The following is a 17,041-nucleotide window of genomic DNA, read 5'->3' as shown; positions in this document are numbered from 1 at the left end:
GAAGACGACCTTGTTTTTACAAGGTCGTCTTTTTTAAGGGAAAGTTAAGGAATAACTTGTAGCATGTATTACATAATGGAAACTTGTGATGGAAAGAAAAGATGTAAGGTTTTTTTGAATGAACTGGATAAATCATAAGGTTATTTCTAACAGAGATGAAGTTTATGTATAGTATAAAAAAATTTATGGGAAAGCTGGAAAAAGAAAGCGTGAGAGGGAGGAAGAAGTCTTGAAAAAGAAAATGATGACGGTATTCACTATTGGAGTAATGAGTGTAAGTATATTAGGGGGTGCCTCCCCTTCTGGAATGACAAAAGGAAAGACAGATTATACGCAGCGTAGTAAAGAACAATTAAATGATGGGAAAATACATGCAATGCATACGGAAGAAAAAGCGGAAAAGTTAGGCATTGAAACGGATGGGAAAGAACAAATTACGTTAGAAAAAGAAATTCATGAGACGGAAGTAGGAAGAGAAGCTAATCAATTAGGTATCTCGGCAGAAGGGAAAGATGTTGGAATTCTTTCAGAAGAAATTTATGAAACAAAAGTGAGGCAAGAAGCGTTGAAACTAGGAATATCTATAGAGAATACGTCGATTGTAAGTTTAATTGATCAAATTAATAAGATTAAAATTAATAATGAAGCAGAAAAGCTTGGTGTTTCAACTGAAGGAAAAGAAATAGAAGAGATTGAGGAAGAAATCTACGGAACGAAAGTTAGAGAAGAAGCAGAAAAGCTAGGTATTGCTCAACAAGGAAAAGAGATGGAAGAGTTAGCAGGGGAAGTGTACGAACAAAAAGTACAGGAAGAAGCAAAAAAATATCATATTGATTTATATGGCAAAGATATATATCAAGTATTAAGAGAAATAAATGAGCAAAAGGTAATAGAAATAGCAGATGAGCTAGGTATGGATAGAACGAATTTGAAGATTCAAGATTTAGCGGAGAAGATAAATCTTGAACAACCTGAAAAGGGAAAAGAGCTTAAGTTTGTTCCTATGGTTCAAACAGATGCTGATGCGTTTTATTCGTATTTAACGAATTAAAAAGGGCGTGAGAGTGATACGAAAATGGAAGTGGTATATATGTATGGCCTTACTATGTATAGGGGTATGGGGGGCATATACAAATGGAATTACAAAGTATGTAGAGAAAGTAAAGGGGTTACTATTTTCAAGTGTACAAAGTCAAAAACGAATAGAGTTTAGTAATAACGATGAAAAAGTCATGTTATCAAATGTGCCTTTAATTCAACAATTACCAGAGTTAGATAGAGGCTGCGAAGTAACAAGTTTAGCGATGATGTTACAATACGCAGGTGTTTCTGTAGATAAGATGAAATTAGCAAATGAAATAAAAAAAGTTAATTTTATGGAAGATGGTGTACGTGGGAATCCGAATGAAGGATTTGTAGGGAATATTTATACCTTTTCTGAATCCGGATACGGTGTATATCACGGACCACTTTTTCAGTTAGCAAAAAAATATTTACCGAATGAAGCTGTAGACTTAACAGGGAAGAGTATAGAAGAAATTTATAAGAGTGTAAAAGCAGGGCACCCGGTAGTCATGATTACGAATGCAACATATGCTCCTTTAGATGAAGATGAATTTACTACATGGGAAACAAATAGTGGGGATGTTTCTATTACGTATAATGAACATTGTGTTGTACTTGTTGGGTACGATAAGGAATCTGTATATATTCGAGATCCCCTCGATGATAGCTTAGATGTAAAAGTGCCAAGAGGAAAATTTGAACAGGCATGGGTGCAGATGGGGAGTCAGGCAATTAGCTATGTAAATAACTCCAAATAAATTAGGAGGAAGAGCATGAACTATATAACTATAAGGTGAAGGATAAAGATTTAAGGAATTGTAAGAGAAGTTTTGCAGATTTTTTTGAAGAGAAGCTGTTAAAAAACAAGAGAACTTTAGCTTATTATATATGCTAAAGTTCTCTTGTTTTTTAGGATTAAAATGTTTAGGAGAAGTGGATATGTAAAAATGCATAATTGACGAAAAAATTACGTGTTATCATTATATATTGTTTTATATATGTTGATTGTATAAAATTACACAAGTGTTCTATTACATAAAGGAGGCTTATTATGCAAAATATATTTAGCTGGGTTAAAAGTATGAGTATCAAGAAAAAATTAATCATTTCATTTTTTATTATTTTAACTATACCAGGACTTATTATCGGTGGTGTTTCATATCAAACTGCCAAAACAAATTTTGAACAACAAATTACAGGTAAAGCAAAGGAGAATATTTCAGTTTTAAATACTGTTATTTCTCAAAATATAGAGGAGAAATTTGTTGATGCGGCGTACTTTGCAGACATTTTAACAGAGGATACATATCCAAACGGACAAGAAGAAATAGTAAGAACGAAGTTAGCGCAATATATAAAACTTCATCCAGAAGTAGAAGGTATTTATATTGGAACACAGGCAGGAAAGTTTATAAGAGAACCATTTATCCAAATGGCTGATGGCTATAACCCAACAGATAGATCTTGGTATAAAGAAGCGCATGAAAATAAAGGAAAGGTAATTGTTACTGCACCATATCAATCAGCATCTACTAAAAATATGGTAGTGACAATTGCTAAAGAAGTAAAAGATGGTAAAGGTGTTATAGGAATTAACTTAAATTTAGATAACATCTTAAAAATTTCCAAAATGATTAACATTGGTGAAAAAGGTTATGCAGTTATTTTAGATCAAAATAAGCAAATTGTTAGTCATCCGTCTAGAAAACCAGGTGCAAAAGTTACTGATCCGTGGATTAAACCAATTTATGAAGAAAAACAAGGAAACGTGTCTTATACAGAACAAGGTGATAAAAAGAATTTAATCTTTGAAACAAATGAGAAAACAGGATGGAAAGTAGTTGGAGTTATGTTCGACGAAGAAATTACCCAAGCTGCGAATCCAGTGTTTTATAAGACTTTGATTGTCATTGCTATCGCTATTGTATTTGGTAGTGTACTAATTTATTTCATTACAAAGTCTATTACAAGACCATTAAGAAAAATAGCTGACTCGGCACATAAAATTAGTAAAGGAGATTTGACAGAGAAAATTACAATCCATTCCAAGGATGATATAGGGAAATTAGGGAATTCATTTAATGAAATGTCTGCCTCTTTACAAGATGTGATTACTCAAATTAGTTTTTCAGCAGAACATGTCGCTGCATCGGCTGAAGAGTTAACAGCGAGCGTACAGCAAGCAAATGATGCGACAGATCAAATTACAATTGCAATGGAACAAGTATCAGGTGGGGCTGAATCACAAAGTCAAGGTGTTGAAGAAGGTGCGGCTACATTACAACAGGTAAATACAGCAATTCAAGATGTAACTGGAAGCGCGGAATCAATTTCTATCTCCTCATTACATGCGAGAGAAAGAGCTGAAGAAGGGGAAGAATTGGTTGAACAAACAGCAAAACAAATGCAGTCTATTTCTAAATCGGTATCCGAGTCAGATGCTATTATTAAACTTCTTGATGAGAAATCAAAGCAGGTAGGAGCTATTTCTGAAGCAATTCAAAATATTGCTACTCAAACGAACTTATTAGCTTTAAATGCGGCTATTGAGGCGGCAAGAGCAGGTGAGCAGGGAAGAGGATTTGCTATTGTAGCTGATGAAGTTAGAAAATTAGCAGAGCAATCAGGAGAATCATCTGGAGAGATTGCAAATTTAATTGCAGAAATTAAGGCTGATATTGAACATACTGTTAAGGCAATGGATAATGTGAGTGGGGAAGTTCAACAAGGCTTAGATGTTGTAACAAAAACGAAAGTAAGTTTTACAGAAATTTTAAGTTCTACTACTCATATTGTTTCTCAAGTTAATCAAATGGTAGAAACAACGAAGAGAATCGCTGGAGATGCAAATGAAGCGACAAACGCTATTGATGAAATTGCAGCGGCTGCAGAAGAAAATACAGCTAGTATGCAAAGTGTTGCAGCTTCAACAGAAGAACAAGTAAATTCGATGGAAGAAATTAGTTCGGCTTCGCAAAACTTAGCTGAGATGGCCGAAGAACTACAAGCAATGACTAGTAAATTTAAAGTATAATAACAGCAAATAAGTAAGGTGGAAATAATATCACCTTACTTATTTTTCTATTCAGTAATTAGGGGAGTCATTAACGGGATGAAAAAAAGAAAAAGACTATGGAATTTATGGAAAACGATTACATTGTTAGTTTGTACAGTTGTAATTTTTTCTTTACTTGTGACAGATATATTAATTAGTCATAATGTAGAACGGACAACGGAGGAAAGCCAAGCAGAGAAAGCGAAAACAATTGCACACATTGTGGCGAATGATTCAGTTGTAATCAATGGTTTGATTGGGAAAGCAGATACTTCAGCAATCCAAACGTATACAAATAGGATATTAAAAAATACAGGTGTTCAATTTATTGTAGTTATGGATATGGATGGAATAAGAAAATCTCATCCAAATCCTCAAAAAATAGGTCATCATTTTATTGGGGGAGATGAAGGACCTGCATTGAAAGGGAAGGAACATGTATCGCTAGCAGAAGGAACTTTAGGTATTTCAATGCGAGTGTTTGTACCAATATTTTCTGAAACAGGTGAACAGCTTGGAGCAGTAGCTGTCGGTATTTCAGCAGATAATGTAAAAGAAAGAGTTAAGCAAAGTAGACATATTATTTATATTGGTGTCGGAGTTGGAGTATTAGTTGGGATTATAGGAGCAATATTGCTAGCTAGACATATAAAGAAAAGTTTATTTGGTCTTGAGCCGCATAGGATAGCAAAAATTCTTGAAGAAAGAAATACGATGTTGCTTTCGGTGAAAGAAGGTATTATTGCTGTAGATAAAGAGGCGAATGTAACTTTAATAAATAATGAGGCAAAACGATTATTTAAGAAAAGTGGACTTGAAGAAGACTTTATTGGTAAAGATGTTGAATTGTATATGCCAAATTCACGTATAAAAGAAGTGTTGCAAACAGGCGAGGTACAATTAAACGAAGAACAAAATATTTACGGAATTACGATTGTCACAAATCGTGTTCCTTTATATGTAAAAGGAGAAATAGTTGGCGCGATCGCAACATTTCGTGATAAAACAGAAATTAGAAAATTAGCAGAAGAACTAACTGGTATTAGGCTATATGCGGAAGCGTTACGGGCACAATCTCATGAATTTATGAATAAAATGCATGTCGTATTAGGGCTAACACATATGAAACAGTATGAAGAATTGCAGAAATATGTAAGTAGTATGGTATCAGAGCATCAATATGAAATTGGCGGGGTTATGAAAAGAATAAAAAGTCCAGTATTTGCTGGTTTTTTACTAGGTAAACTTAGCTATGCTAGAGAGAAAAATATAAAGTTAGTTATAAAAGAGGATTCTTACTTACCAGAAATATATGATGAACGTATCATTCATGAACTGATTACCATTGTCGGAAATTTAATTAATAATGCATTAGACGCAGTGACGAATTGTGAGAAGAAGCAGGTTGAAGTTGGAATACAATATGGGGATACATTAATAATTACAGTACAAGATACGGGGAAAGGCATACAAGAAGATAAAATTGATGCATTATTTATAAAAGGTTATTCTACAAAGGGTGATAATCGGGGGTATGGTTTGCATCTTGTAAAGGAAAGCATACAGCGAATAGATGGGGAAATTTATGTTCATTCATCGTTAGGAACCGGAACGACAATAACGATTGAAATACCTAAAAGTAGGGATGAGAGATAAGATGATCAAAGTTTTGATTGTAGAAGATGATCCGATGGTTGCGATGTTAAATAAGCATTATTTAGAGCAAGTGGGAGGGTTTGAACTTGTCCATGTAGTTAACTCAGTTAAAGAAGCGATAGAAGTGATAGAGAGGTCACGAGTAGACTTCATATTACTTGATATTTTTATGCCTGAGGAGACTGGATTTGAGCTTTTAATGTATATTCGAAATCAAGAAAAAGAAATTGATATTATGATGATTTCAGCTGTACATGATATGGGAAGTATTAAAAAAGCATTACAATATGGAGTTGTAGACTATCTAATTAAACCATTTACATTTGAACGCTTTAAGGAAGCATTAACGGTGTATCGAGAAAAATTTACTTTCATGAAAGAACAACAAAAAATTAGTCAATCGGAATTAGATTCGTTAATTTTACAAAAAGAAAAAAGAGAGTCCTTTGACTATAAAGAGCTTCCGAAAGGATTAACAAAGCAAACATTGCAACTCATTTGGCAGAAAATCGAATCGCTTAATGGACAAGCATTTACAACTGATGAAATGGCGCAATTAGTAGGGGTTTCGAGAGTTTCTATTCGAAAGTATGTAATGTTTTTGACTGAAATCGGAGTATTAGAGAATGAAATGGTGTATCAAAATGTGGGAAGACCGGTGAGTAAATTAAGGTGTATTGACCGGAATAAAATAGACTTTTACGTATAAGCGGCTTATTATAAGTCGCTTATACTTTTTTTAATTACAAAACCAATTACAAAACTTACAAAAACTATTTTTACTATTGAAAGCGTTTTAATATTGTTATTAAGAAAACAAGGGGGTGCCATATGGGAATTCAAAAAAATGTGGAAGCGGTATCATTTTCTGAAGGCAATGAATTGAAAAATGAATCTTTCGCTTCTAAAATTATGAACGTTAAAATCGGTGTTATACCTTTACCGTTATATGTAGTATTGGCTGCTATTATTTATGGAGCATCTGTATATAATAAATTACCAGCAGATATGATTGGTGGTTTTGCAGTTATTATGATCATGGGTATTTTCTTAGGTGACATTGGGATGAGAATTCCAATATTAAAAAATATCGGTGGTCCAGCAATTCTCTCATTATTTATTCCATCGTTACTTGTATTTTTTAACTGGATGAATCCAGCTTCAATGGAAGCTGCGACTATGTTAATGAAAAAATCGAACTTTTTATATTTATATATTTCTTGTTTAGTAGTTGGAAGTATTTTAGGAATGAACCGTAAAGTATTAGTACAAGGTTTCGTTCGTATGTTTATTCCTTTAGTAGTAGGGACGTTAGCTTCTGTAGCAGTAGGCTTATTAGTCGGTTCACTATTTGGATTTGAAATGAAGCAGACATTCTTCTTTATCATCGTACCAATTGTGAGTGGTGGTATCGGGGAAGGAATTTTACCATTGTCGCTAGCTTATAGTGATATTTTAAATGAATCATCAGCAACATTTGTATCACAGCTTATTCCGGCAGCTATTATTGGAAATATGTTTGCAATCGTGAGTGCAGGGTATATGAAGCGTTTAGGTGAGAAGAAACCGGAGCTTAGTGGGAATGGTGTATTAGTAAAAACAGACAATCAAGCAGATTTATTAAAGGAGCAAAATACAGAAAAACCAATTGATTTCTCATTAATGGGAGCAGGATTATTGATTGCATGTACATTCTTTATTTTCGGAGGATTCGCTTCTAAGTTTATCGGTATTCCAGGAGCAATCATTATGATTTTTTCAGCGGCAATTGTGAAGTACTTTAATCTAATGCCAGCAAAAATGGAGCAAGGAGCATTCCATTTATATAAATTCATTTCAAAGAATTTAACATGGCCATTAATGGTCGGTTTAGGATTGCTATATATTCCTTTAAAAGACGTAGCAGCAGTTCTTTCGGTAGGATATGTTGTTGTGTGCGCATCGGTTGTTCTTACAATGGTAGCGTCAGGTTTTCTTGTAGGGAAAGTGATGAAAATGTATCCAGTTGAATCAGCGATTGTAACTGGATGTCATAGTGGTTTAGGTGGAACTGGAGATGTTGCTATTTTATCAGCTTCAAATCGTATGGAATTAATGCCGTTCGCACAAATTTCAACGCGTTTAGGCGGGGCAGCAATGGTCGTAACAGCGACAATTTTATTAAAAATGTTTTCATGATCAAACAAGCTAGCTATATTCATATAGCTAGCTTGTCAAATTAAGGGGAGATTATAAGTATGTTAGAAAAACAAATTAATGAAAGATCATTGTTATTGCATAAAGAATTAGTAGGGAAAATTGAAATTACAAGTAAAGTAGAAGTGAATACAGCGGACGATTTAAGTTTGACTTATACACCGGGGGTAGCAGAGTCTTGTAAAGCAATTGCGGCAGATGAGGAAACAGCTTATGACTATACAGCACGTGGTAATATGGTTGCAGTTGTTTCAGATGGAACTGCAGTACTTGGTTTAGGGAACATTGGACCGAAAGCAGCTATGCCTGTTATGGAAGGGAAAAGTATTTTATTTAAGAATTTTGCGAATGTAGATGCTTTCCCGCTATGTTTAGGTACGACTGATGTGGATGAAATCGTTACCCTTGTGAAAAATCTAGAGCCTACATTTGCAGGAATTAATTTAGAAGATATTGCAGCACCACGTTGCTTTGAAATTGAAAGACGATTAAAAGAAGAAACGAATATTCCTGTATTTCATGATGATCAGCATGGGACGGCTATTGTCGTTTTAGCAGCTGTTATTAATGCACTAAAAGTTGTAAGTAAACAAATGAATGATGTGAAAATTGTTATTAACGGTGCGGGCTCGGCAGGAATTGCAATTGGAAAATTGTTATTAAAAGCTGGTGCAAAGCACATTACGTTAGTTAGCTTAGAAGGTATTGTTTGTGAAGGTGAAACATGGATGAATGGAGCACAAATCGAAGTTTCAAAGAAGACAAATCGAGAATACGTACGTGGAACATTAAAAGAAGCAATTCATCAGGCTGATATTTTCATTGGTGTATCGGCGCCTAACGTATTAACGAAAGAACTTGTACAGACGATGAATGAGAAAGCGATTGTGTTTGCAATGGCGAATCCAATTCCAGAAATATTCCCAGAAGATGCATTAGAAGCTGGAGCTGCTGTAGTTGGAACTGGTCGTTCTGATTATTCAAATCAAGTAAATAATGTATTAGCGTTCCCTGGTATATTCCGTGGTGCATTAGACGTACGCGCGACTGATATTACAGAAGAGATGAAATTAGCAGCAGCATATGGGATCGCTAACATAATTACGGACGAAGAGCGTAATGCGAATTATGTAATTCCAAATCCATTAGATAAAAGAGTTGTTCCAAGTGTTGCAGAAGTAGTAGCGAAAGCAGCCATTGATTCAGGTGTGGCACAGATTACGAAAATGCCAAGTTATAAATAGTCAAAAGCAGCGCCTTAAAAAGGCACTGCTTTTTTTGAGATAAGAAATCAAAATAATGAAGAAGTGTAAATTTATTCAAGCTCCTTTCATTATTTATTTAACTCCATTGCAACTTGTTTACCATTTATTAAAACCTCAGTTACTGCTACGATCACTTCTATCATTTTTTTCATCTCTCATCTCTCCTCGCGTCATTTCTTACTTTAAGTATATGAGAAGAGAGATAATCCACCTATCGAAGTACGTGACGTAGAAATTACATTGTTGTAAGAAAGTGTTTCAGTTTTGTCACTTTATTCGGCATTGATTACAAATTGATCATAATATCTTTCATTCACATATATGTTTAATACCCATAATCCAGATGAAGGTAGTGACATTACGAGAGGGAGTTCCTTTACGGTTGTATCGACTGTATTTGAAGTAGTCCAAGTTTGTTTGGAGGTTTCTTTTTGAAAGAGTACTGGTGTTGGAGTTGTAGTTCCTTGTTTTAACGCGATAATAGATAGTTTTCCAGTTGGCATTTCAGGATCCAGGAAGAACCACATTATTTCATTTTGCTCATTTGCGATAATAGAGCTATCAGCCATTGCAATTTTTCTTTCAATGCCTTTTAACGGTATTTTTCCTTCTACGAATGATGGTGCTTCTTCCCAATTTACATCTTTTAAGACACTAAGGTGAAAAAAGGAAGGTGCGTTAATTTGAGAGGATGCCGTTTCTATTACTTCTTTTTTAGGTGCTGTTGAATCGGGTTGCGATTGCGCGCAGCCAGTAATGAGGAAGGAGAAAAGTAGCATAGTTCCGATTTTTTTCATGGTGCCACACTCCTAATTTTTATTGTTAGTGTAATTGTATTTGCTAGAAGACGAGACAATTCCTTTAAATCATAAAAAGAGGTCGTAAGTTTTGTACGACCTCTTTTGACATTTTCTATCCCAATTGGTGAGGGCTAATAATCAGTGGGGGATGGAACCCCTCACTGATTAAAGTTTCACTTTATATTTGTTCAGTTGAAATGGTTGGTTCTCTCTCTTTTTGAGGCATTGTTAAGAAAATAACAGAAAGGACGATACATACTCCGCCTAATAATTGATATGCTCCAAAAGATTCATTAAGCCAAGCGATTGAAACGATGGCAGCTACAAGTGGTTCAATGCTAGATAAAATACTTGTTTCTGTTGCTGCTAAATATTTAAGACTCCCGATATAAAGAAGGAAAGAAAGAGTGCCACTTATAATGATAAGAATAAGCATAGAAAAAGTTTGAAGTGTGAAAGTTTGCGAAATCTGATTCCATCCAAAAGAACGATTACAAATAAGCAGTGCAATCCCTCCAATTAACATCCCCCAGCCAATTACTATAGTTGTTCCGCATTCTTTAATAAGGGAAGCCGGATGAAGGGTATAAAACGCAAAACCAATCGCTGTTAATAGGCCGAAAGTAATAGCTGCTTTAGATAAAACAATATTTTCGATTGAGCCATTTGTAATAATAAAGTATGTTCCTGTTAGCGCAGTTATAATTGCGAGTATTTGCATAGAAGCAGGGAATTTCTTTTGCTCAAACGCAACGTAAATGGTAATAAGAACAGGGCCTAGAAATTGAAATAGCGTTGCCGTTACGGCATTACTAATATGAACTGTTTCGATAAAAGCGTACTGCGCACCAAGCATGCCAAGAATAGAGAAAATAATAAGCTGTATAGAATGTCTAGGGTGTCTCCAAATTTGAAATATGTTTTGTTTCTTTATTAGTAAGAAAGACAAAATAAATACTCCTGCAAGCAACAAGCGAATTGTTAAAAAATCAATTGATGATACGTTCGTATGTTGAAATAGCCATTGAATCATCGGTCCAGATAATCCCCATAATGTGGCTCCTGTAATAATCATAATGAGTCCGATACGTCTACTTTTGTTCATGATCATGCATCTCCTCTTTAGTATTTGATTTTTTATGTGTGACATGATAAAAGGAATTATATATAAAATCTGGTACTGTAAAAAGTATCAGATTTTAGTTTTATTAAGGGGTCAGATATTATGTTAGAATTAACGCCTAATTTAAATATGAATAGTAAGAAGGCATTGTATGTGCAGTTGTATGAGTATATAAAAAAAGAAATTAAAGATGGAACGATTCTATCTTTTACGAAATTACCGGCTAAGAGGAAGCTAGCAACATATTTACAAGTAAGTAAAAATACAGTAGAGGCAGCTTATGAGCAACTTCTTGCCGAAGGATATATTGAGTCGATTTCTAGAAAAGGTTATTTTGTATGTGAAATCGAGCAAATGATTCATGCGGAAGGTAGCGAAGAGGTAATAGGGGAAATACCTTTTCAAGAGCAGGTGTATAAATTTGACTTCACTCAAACGGGTGTGGATACTAGCACTTTTCCGTTTCATGTATATCGAAAAATTACGAACGAGGTATGGCAATTTGAAAATAAAGATTTACTTTTTATTGGACATCCGCAAGGGGAGGTAAGTTTACGAGAAGCAATCGCGAGCTATTTGTATGAATCTAGAGGTGTGCGATGTTCGGCTAGTCAAATTGTAATCGGAGCTGGTACGCAAATATTAGTGAAGTTGTTATTTCAATTGTTAAAAGGAAGTGGTTATGCAGTTGAAAATCCAGGCTACCACCGAAAGATGGTTGTTTTTGAACAGGGTGAACAAAATGTTCAAATGTTATCTTTAGATAAAGATGGTATTTGTATTTCAGAGTTAGAAAATAGTTCAGCTAATATTGTGTTTGTTACACCTTCTCATCAGTTTCCATATGGGATGATTATGCCTATCACGAGAAGAATGCAGCTTTTGCAATGGGCGAAAAAAGAAGAAGGAAGATATATTATTGAAGATGATTATGATAGTGAATTTCGCTATTCAGGAAAGCCAATTCCGGCGCTGCAAGGTTTAGATAGAGATGGGAAAGTTATTTATATGGGGACGCTGTCTAAAGCGCTATTGCCATCATTACGGATGAGTTACATGGTGTTACCAAAATCCCTTATTAAGCAGTATCAAGAGCAATATTTATTTTACACACAAAGCGTTTCAAGAATGGATCAAGAGATCATTAGGAAATTTTTAAATGACGGGCATTGGGAAAAACATATTCATAAAATGCGTGTTGTGTACCGAAAGAAGAGAGACCGTCTTGTTTCGGTATTAGAAAAATATTTTTCTAATCGCATTGAAGTAATAGGGGAAGATTCCGGCCTACATATTTTATTAAAAGTGCATAATGGGATGGAAGAGAAAGAATTAATGGAAGCTGCAGCTGAAAGGAGTATTAAAGTGTATCCTGCTTCGATATATTATAAGGAAGGGACTTCTCCCAAAAGTACAGTATTGCTTGGATTTGCGACTTTATTAGAGGAAGAAATTGAAGAGGCCATTCAATTATTATATACAGCATGGTTTACAAGAAAGTAAAAAAACATCCTCATAAATGGAGGATGTTTTTTTATTATTTTTCTTCATCTAGGAAAAGAACCATATGCTCTTCATCCCAATATTGTCCGTTATATTTTAATGAACGTTCTTGCACACCAAATGTCTTAAAGCCTAATGACTCATAAAGTTTTTTTGCACCATCGTTTCCGACAACAACATCAAGCATAACTTGCTCTACTTCTAAAGATTTAGCAAGCTCAAGACATTCTTTAATAAGTGCTTTTCCCGCTCCAAGTCCGCGTGCTTTTGGAGACACGTATACTGAACCGATTTTTGCTTTATGTTCTTGTTTTACATATGGTTTCGTTTCCAGTGTTGCAACTCCGATTAAAGTGCCATCTTTAAATGCACCTAGCGTATAGTTCTCATCTTGTGCTAATTTTTGGGCTTTATATTCAATAGCACACTCTTTATTAATAATATCTTCATAAGAAGAGCTGAAAGCTTCCGGATTTTGTTTTAATCCTTCTACTCGAAGTTCTAAGTAAATTTCTGCTTCGTCTTTTGTTAATACATGGATATCCAATTGTATCACCCTCCAAATCTTTGACAGTTATACCTATATTTTATATTGAAATAAGAATAATTTCAAAAGCTTAGCTTATATGAGCTGGTTTTATAAATAAAATAGCACCAGTAGTGTTGACTACTACTGGTGATTTCACGCATATATTATTCAAATGGTAATTCAATTATAAATTCTGTTCCGACTTCTACTTCACTTTTAACTTCAATAGAACCATTATGAAGTTCTACAATTTCTTTTGCAACAGCCAGTCCGATACCTTTTCCACCTGTAGCTCGTGTTCTAGATTTATCGACACGATAAAAGCGATCGAAAATGTGTGGGATATCTTCTTCAGGAATACCTTCACCTTCATCTTGTATACTTATTGTAAAAGTATTCGCACTGGCTGCTAGTACACGTATTGTTATAGAAGTGTTTTCTAGCGAATGTTGATAAGCATTATGCAATAAATTTAACATCACTTGTTCCATACGCCTTTCATCTATACAAACTTCTAAATCATTTTTACAGTATACATGAATTTGCATTTGTTTGTTCGTTAATGTTGTTTTTGTTTTTTCAACCATGCGTTCTAAAAATGGCCTCAGGAGCATTTTTTGTTTTTTAATAACGAATTGATGTTGCTCTAATTGTACGAGCATAAATAAATCTTGTACGAGATCAGTTACACTATCCGTTTCGTCTTCAATGATTTGTAAGTATTCTTCACGTTCTTCTTTCGTTAGAGAATCTCTTTTTGCTACCTTTGCATAACCTTTCATATAGGTTAATGGAGTTAGTAATTCATGGGCTACACTAGCGAGAAATTCGTTTCGTTCTTTTTTCATATACGTAAGTTCACTAGATAAATCTTCAATCGTTTTTGCTAAGCTTCCAAGTTCATCATTTCGTTTAATTCCTAATTGAATCGGCTTATTTAATTTCGACATTTTTTCTGTCGCCCGCTTCATTTTTATAAGCGGTTCTGTAATAACACGAGAAAAAACAAAGACAGAAATAGTTGTTAAAATAAGTGTTAAAATACTCACGATAATGAATTGATCCATGAGTTTAAGTAGCATATTTTCTAAGAAGGATGTTTTTAATAACATATGTAAGTTACCTTGAAATCCATTTATTTCAAGTGGGCTTACTGTTGAGATGAATTTCGATTTTTTCCAGTTTTTTTCTACAATCAACCCACTTTTAGGAATAGTTTCCGTTTTACAAGTAAGTTGTTTTTGCATTTCTTTCGTTACGGGTTCTGAGGTGGAAATGATTTTGCCGTTATTGTCAGTTATAATGATAGTGATATCGGTATTAGCAATTAATTCTGATCCAATTAATTCTTCAGCTGCATGCTCGATAGTGAACTCTTGATACCAAGGGCGTTTAGGACGTTCGGTGTTTGGAGTTTGTTTAGAATGTTCATTCCATTTTGCTCGGTTTACAATTTTGTCACGATACCGATTGCCTTTCTCTAATAGAGCAACGGTTTCCTCTTCAACCCGCATTTTTGAAAGACTTTTATAAAAAGATACGAAAGCAATTGTCTCAATACATAAAGCTAATATTAAAAAGTATGTCCCAACTTTAAGGGAAAGTTTGCTCATTTTCTCACCATACCTTATTTCATATAGAGTGAAACTTTAATCAGTGGGGTTTTATCCATCCCCACTGATTAAAGTAATTATTCACTTTTCCATTTATATCCGACTTTATAGACGGTTTCTAAGTAATCTTCAACTGGAAATTCTTTTTTGCGTAATTTATCACGGATATTACGAATATGTGAATCGATAGTTCTGTATTCGATGTCTGTTTGATATCCCCAAATTTTTTCAATTAAATCATCACGGCTGTAAGCACGGTTTGTATTTTGTAAAAAGAGTCCAAGTAACGAGAATTCAATAGGAGTTAGTGAGATTCTTTCACCATAAACTGTAACAGTATGTTTCGTTTTATCCCACTCAATACCATTGAAGCTAACAAATCCGTCTTTCTTCGTACGGCGTAATATGGCCTCAATTCGTGCGACTAATACATGCTCATCAAATGGTTTTGTAATATAGTCATCTGCTCCCATGGTCAGGCCTTTGACCATATCATAATTTTGGTTGCGAGCTGTTAGCATAATAATTGGAACGTTGGAAATTTGACGGATTTGATAGCAAGTATCCCACCCATCCATATTCGGCATCATAACATCTAATAAAATAATATCGAAGTCCTTTTGTTCGATTAATTCTAGCGCTTCAAGGCCAGAAGTAGCTTTCATACAAAAATAGCCACGAGGGCTTAAGAACAGATCTAACAATCGTAACATACGTTCTTCATCGTCTACTAATAAAATTTTCACCATAATCTTGTGCACCCCAAACTATTCATTCTACTTGTATAGTTTACATGAAAATAATAAAAAACTCTTTTTATGTGATTGAATGGATGGCTGATTTTTTCAATCAGGGCAATTGACATAAAAAATGCACTAGTTTTGCACAACTATTTTTTATAATAGAAAACGTAGCGACACAAATACCCTATGTTGCGACATAACGTCATGTCATTTTATTTATAAAATGACAATTCCATTCTATTGTGTATGTGAGATAGAGAGGGTTTTCGTATTCACCTCGCATCGGATAAGAAAAATTTCCTATCTCACACTTTTTTTAAAAGGGGATTGTACACATGAGTAAAAAAGTAGAGCATTTACAAAAAGAAAAGCAAGATCGTAATGCGGTTGTAATGTGTGTTGCGGTATCTATGCTTATTATGATAAGTTGTGTAAATAAATTTTTCGGGATTTTATAATAGAAAAAAAGCTTATTGCTTCTTAAGAAGCAATAAGCTTTTTTAATGTGTTCTATATAATAAACCAGGGTAGAATTGCCAGTCCAGAAGTTACAATTGCTGTAGCAAATATTAAAAAGATAGCTTGTTTGTTTTGTTTCATGTTACATTCTCCTCTACATATCAATTGCATGCTATACGTTCATTTAATAATTAGCGGGAGACGGATCCTCCTCGCTGAGTGAAGTTTCACTTTATATTTTTAGTATAACGAATGGAAAGGATTGGAACGATCGATAAAGGTGACATGAAGATTACATTGTTGTAATGAAAAAAGCATCTTAATTAATAAGAAGATGCTTTTGAAAAATTATATTAAAATGTTAATTATTTAAGAATAAAACCATATGCTCTTCGTCCCAATATTGGCCATTATGTTTTAAGGACCGTTCTTGCACACCGTAAGTTTGGAAGCCGAGGGACTCATATAATTTTTTTGCAGCAGTGTTATCAGCGACAACATCAAGCATAAGCTGTTCTACATGTAATTTATCGGCATTTTCAATAATCGCTTTAATTAAAGCTCGTCCTGCACCGAGGCCACGCGCTTTTGGAGAAACAAAAACTGAGCCGATTTTTGCCTTATGCTCTTGCTTAATAAATGGCTTTGTTTCTAGAGTAGCAATACCGATTAAATCATTATCTTTGAAGACACCTAGAGTATACTTATCCGGATTGCTTAATCGCTTTGCCATAGCAGCGACAGGGTTTTCCTGTTTAAGAACATCTTCATAAGAAGAGCTAAAAGCCTCAGGGTTTTTCATTAAACCTTCCATACACACTTTCAAATAAATTTCTGCATCCTCTGTTGTTAATAAGCGAATTTCCATAGTTGTAACCTCCTAGATTGATTCAGATTTAATTCATTAACTTTGCAAGATTAAGTTTAGTTAAATGTATTCTGTGACTATTCTTTCTTAATTTGTAAAAGAATGAAAAGATTATGCTACTATGTTTTCATTTTATTTATCCCGCTATTTGTGGGCAGTAAAACCC

General features: G+C 34.3%; 15 protein-coding genes and 1 pseudogene. 10 read left to right on the top strand and 6 right to left on the bottom strand.

Annotation, left to right across the window (positions count from 1 at the left end; translation table 11 throughout):
• Positions 1–229: 229 nt before the first annotated feature.
• The 8 genes and pseudogenes from MR066_RS19965 to MR066_RS19935 all read left to right on the top strand — a co-directional run bounded on the left by MR066_RS19965 (position 230) and on the right by MR066_RS19935 (position 9,216).
• Positions 230–1,051 (top strand): transporter, encoded by an 822-nt coding sequence (locus MR066_RS19965; protein ID WP_242248308.1) that lies wholly within the window; start codon positions 230–232, stop codon positions 1,049–1,051.
• 43 nt (positions 1,052–1,094) lie between these two features.
• Positions 1,095–1,823, top strand: a complete 729-nt coding sequence (locus MR066_RS19960) for a C39 family peptidase (protein ID WP_061673958.1) — start codon at positions 1,095–1,097, stop codon at positions 1,821–1,823.
• Positions 1,824–2,116: 293 nt separating this feature from the next.
• Positions 2,117–3,160: pseudogene (locus MR066_RS27500) on the top strand (HAMP domain-containing protein); the annotation flags it as partial.
• Entirely contained in the window at positions 3,152–4,099 is a 948-nt protein-coding gene (locus tag MR066_RS27495; RefSeq protein ID WP_472927093.1) for a methyl-accepting chemotaxis protein, read from the top strand. The pseudogene MR066_RS27500 and the gene MR066_RS27495, both read left to right, overlap by 9 nt.
• Before the next feature lie 78 nt (positions 4,100–4,177).
• On the top strand, positions 4,178–5,776 hold the full coding sequence (locus MR066_RS19950; protein ID WP_242248304.1) for a sensor histidine kinase: 1,599 nt from the start codon (positions 4,178–4,180) through the stop codon (positions 5,774–5,776).
• A 1-nt stretch (position 5,777) separates the two neighbouring features.
• Positions 5,778–6,485, top strand: coding sequence for a response regulator (locus tag MR066_RS19945; RefSeq protein ID WP_242248302.1), 708 nt, complete (start codon positions 5,778–5,780; stop codon positions 6,483–6,485).
• Positions 6,486–6,607: 122 nt separating this feature from the next.
• Positions 6,608–7,954, top strand: a complete 1,347-nt coding sequence (locus tag MR066_RS19940; RefSeq protein ID WP_242248300.1) for a 2-hydroxycarboxylate transporter family protein — start codon at positions 6,608–6,610, stop codon at positions 7,952–7,954.
• A gap of 59 nt (positions 7,955–8,013) precedes the next feature.
• Positions 8,014–9,216, top strand: a complete 1,203-nt coding sequence (locus MR066_RS19935) for an NAD(P)-dependent malic enzyme (RefSeq protein WP_002029693.1) — start codon at positions 8,014–8,016, stop codon at positions 9,214–9,216.
• A gap of 293 nt (positions 9,217–9,509) precedes the next feature.
• Here MR066_RS19935 and MR066_RS19930 read toward each other — a convergent pair whose 3' ends face one another.
• Together MR066_RS19930 and MR066_RS19925 are read right to left on the bottom strand one after the other, a co-directional pair.
• Positions 9,510–10,034: a DUF4871 domain-containing protein gene (locus MR066_RS19930; RefSeq protein WP_242248298.1), complete on the bottom strand. Its 525-nt coding sequence runs from the start codon at positions 10,032–10,034 to the stop codon at positions 9,510–9,512.
• Positions 10,035–10,215: 181 nt separating this feature from the next.
• Entirely contained in the window at positions 10,216–11,142 is a 927-nt protein-coding gene (locus tag MR066_RS19925) for a DMT family transporter (RefSeq protein WP_242248296.1), read from the bottom strand.
• A 120-nt stretch (positions 11,143–11,262) separates the two neighbouring features.
• On the opposite strand from MR066_RS19925, the gene pdxR reads away from it, so the two are divergent.
• The gene (gene pdxR / locus MR066_RS19920) at positions 11,263–12,663 is read left to right on the top strand and encodes a MocR-like pyridoxine biosynthesis transcription factor PdxR (RefSeq protein WP_242248295.1); all 1,401 of its coding nucleotides are present in this window, start codon (positions 11,263–11,265) and stop codon (positions 12,661–12,663) included.
• A gap of 34 nt (positions 12,664–12,697) precedes the next feature.
• Here pdxR and MR066_RS19915 read toward each other — a convergent pair whose 3' ends face one another.
• From MR066_RS19915 to MR066_RS19905, 3 genes are all read right to left on the bottom strand, one after another.
• The gene (locus MR066_RS19915; protein ID WP_002029700.1) at positions 12,698–13,210 is read right to left on the bottom strand and encodes a GNAT family N-acetyltransferase; all 513 of its coding nucleotides are present in this window, start codon (positions 13,208–13,210) and stop codon (positions 12,698–12,700) included.
• A gap of 146 nt (positions 13,211–13,356) precedes the next feature.
• Positions 13,357–14,805 (bottom strand): sensor histidine kinase, encoded by a 1,449-nt coding sequence (locus tag MR066_RS19910; protein ID WP_002134322.1) that lies wholly within the window; start codon positions 14,803–14,805, stop codon positions 13,357–13,359.
• Positions 14,806–14,882: 77 nt separating this feature from the next.
• Positions 14,883–15,554, bottom strand: coding sequence for a response regulator transcription factor (locus MR066_RS19905; protein WP_002010439.1), 672 nt, complete (start codon positions 15,552–15,554; stop codon positions 14,883–14,885).
• Between the two features lie 329 nt (positions 15,555–15,883).
• Here MR066_RS19905 and MR066_RS27235 point away from each other — a divergent pair, with 329 nt between their 5' ends.
• Positions 15,884–16,006, top strand: coding sequence for a hypothetical protein (locus tag MR066_RS27235; RefSeq protein WP_002125145.1), 123 nt, complete (start codon positions 15,884–15,886; stop codon positions 16,004–16,006).
• Between the two features lie 362 nt (positions 16,007–16,368).
• Here MR066_RS27235 and MR066_RS19900 read toward each other — a convergent pair whose 3' ends face one another.
• Complete coding sequence (locus MR066_RS19900) at positions 16,369–16,875, bottom strand: GNAT family N-acetyltransferase (RefSeq protein WP_002010444.1); 507 nt, start codon at positions 16,873–16,875, stop codon at positions 16,369–16,371.
• Positions 16,876–17,041: the final 166 nt, after the last annotated feature.

The organism is Bacillus cereus group sp. BfR-BA-01523 (assembly GCF_022662615.1).
Taxonomy (GTDB): Bacteria; Bacillota; Bacilli; order Bacillales; family Bacillaceae_G; genus Bacillus_A; species Bacillus_A mycoides.
The sequence above is the reverse complement of the archived record's forward strand: the minus strand, read 5'-3'. Positions and strand labels throughout refer to the sequence as shown.

Bases quoted from the DNA above. Each gene is read 5' to 3' on its own strand.
- MR066_RS19960 (WP_061673958.1), top strand. From the start codon at position 1,095: ATGGCCTTACTATGTATAGGGGTATGGGGGGCATATACAAATGGAATT.
- MR066_RS19910 (WP_002134322.1), bottom strand. From the start codon at position 14,805: ATGAGCAAACTTTCCCTTAAAGTTGGGACATACTTTTTAATATTAGCT.
- pdxR (WP_242248295.1), top strand. From the start codon at position 11,263: ATGTTAGAATTAACGCCTAATTTAAATATGAATAGTAAGAAGGCATTG.
- MR066_RS19900 (WP_002010444.1), bottom strand. From the start codon at position 16,875: ATGGAAATTCGCTTATTAACAACAGAGGATGCAGAAATTTATTTGAAA.
- MR066_RS19950 (WP_242248304.1), top strand. From the start codon at position 4,178: ATGAAAAAAAGAAAAAGACTATGGAATTTATGGAAAACGATTACATTG.
- MR066_RS19905 (WP_002010439.1), bottom strand. From the start codon at position 15,554: ATGGTGAAAATTTTATTAGTAGACGATGAAGAACGTATGTTACGATTG.
- MR066_RS19940 (WP_242248300.1), top strand. From the start codon at position 6,608: ATGGGAATTCAAAAAAATGTGGAAGCGGTATCATTTTCTGAAGGCAAT.
- MR066_RS27235 (WP_002125145.1), top strand. From the start codon at position 15,884: ATGAGTAAAAAAGTAGAGCATTTACAAAAAGAAAAGCAAGATCGTAAT.
- MR066_RS19930 (WP_242248298.1), bottom strand. From the start codon at position 10,034: ATGAAAAAAATCGGAACTATGCTACTTTTCTCCTTCCTCATTACTGGC.
- MR066_RS27495 (WP_472927093.1), top strand. From the start codon at position 3,152: ATGTCTGCCTCTTTACAAGATGTGATTACTCAAATTAGTTTTTCAGCA.
- MR066_RS19945 (WP_242248302.1), top strand. From the start codon at position 5,778: ATGATCAAAGTTTTGATTGTAGAAGATGATCCGATGGTTGCGATGTTA.
- MR066_RS19935 (WP_002029693.1), top strand. From the start codon at position 8,014: ATGTTAGAAAAACAAATTAATGAAAGATCATTGTTATTGCATAAAGAA.
- MR066_RS19925 (WP_242248296.1), bottom strand. From the start codon at position 11,142: ATGAACAAAAGTAGACGTATCGGACTCATTATGATTATTACAGGAGCC.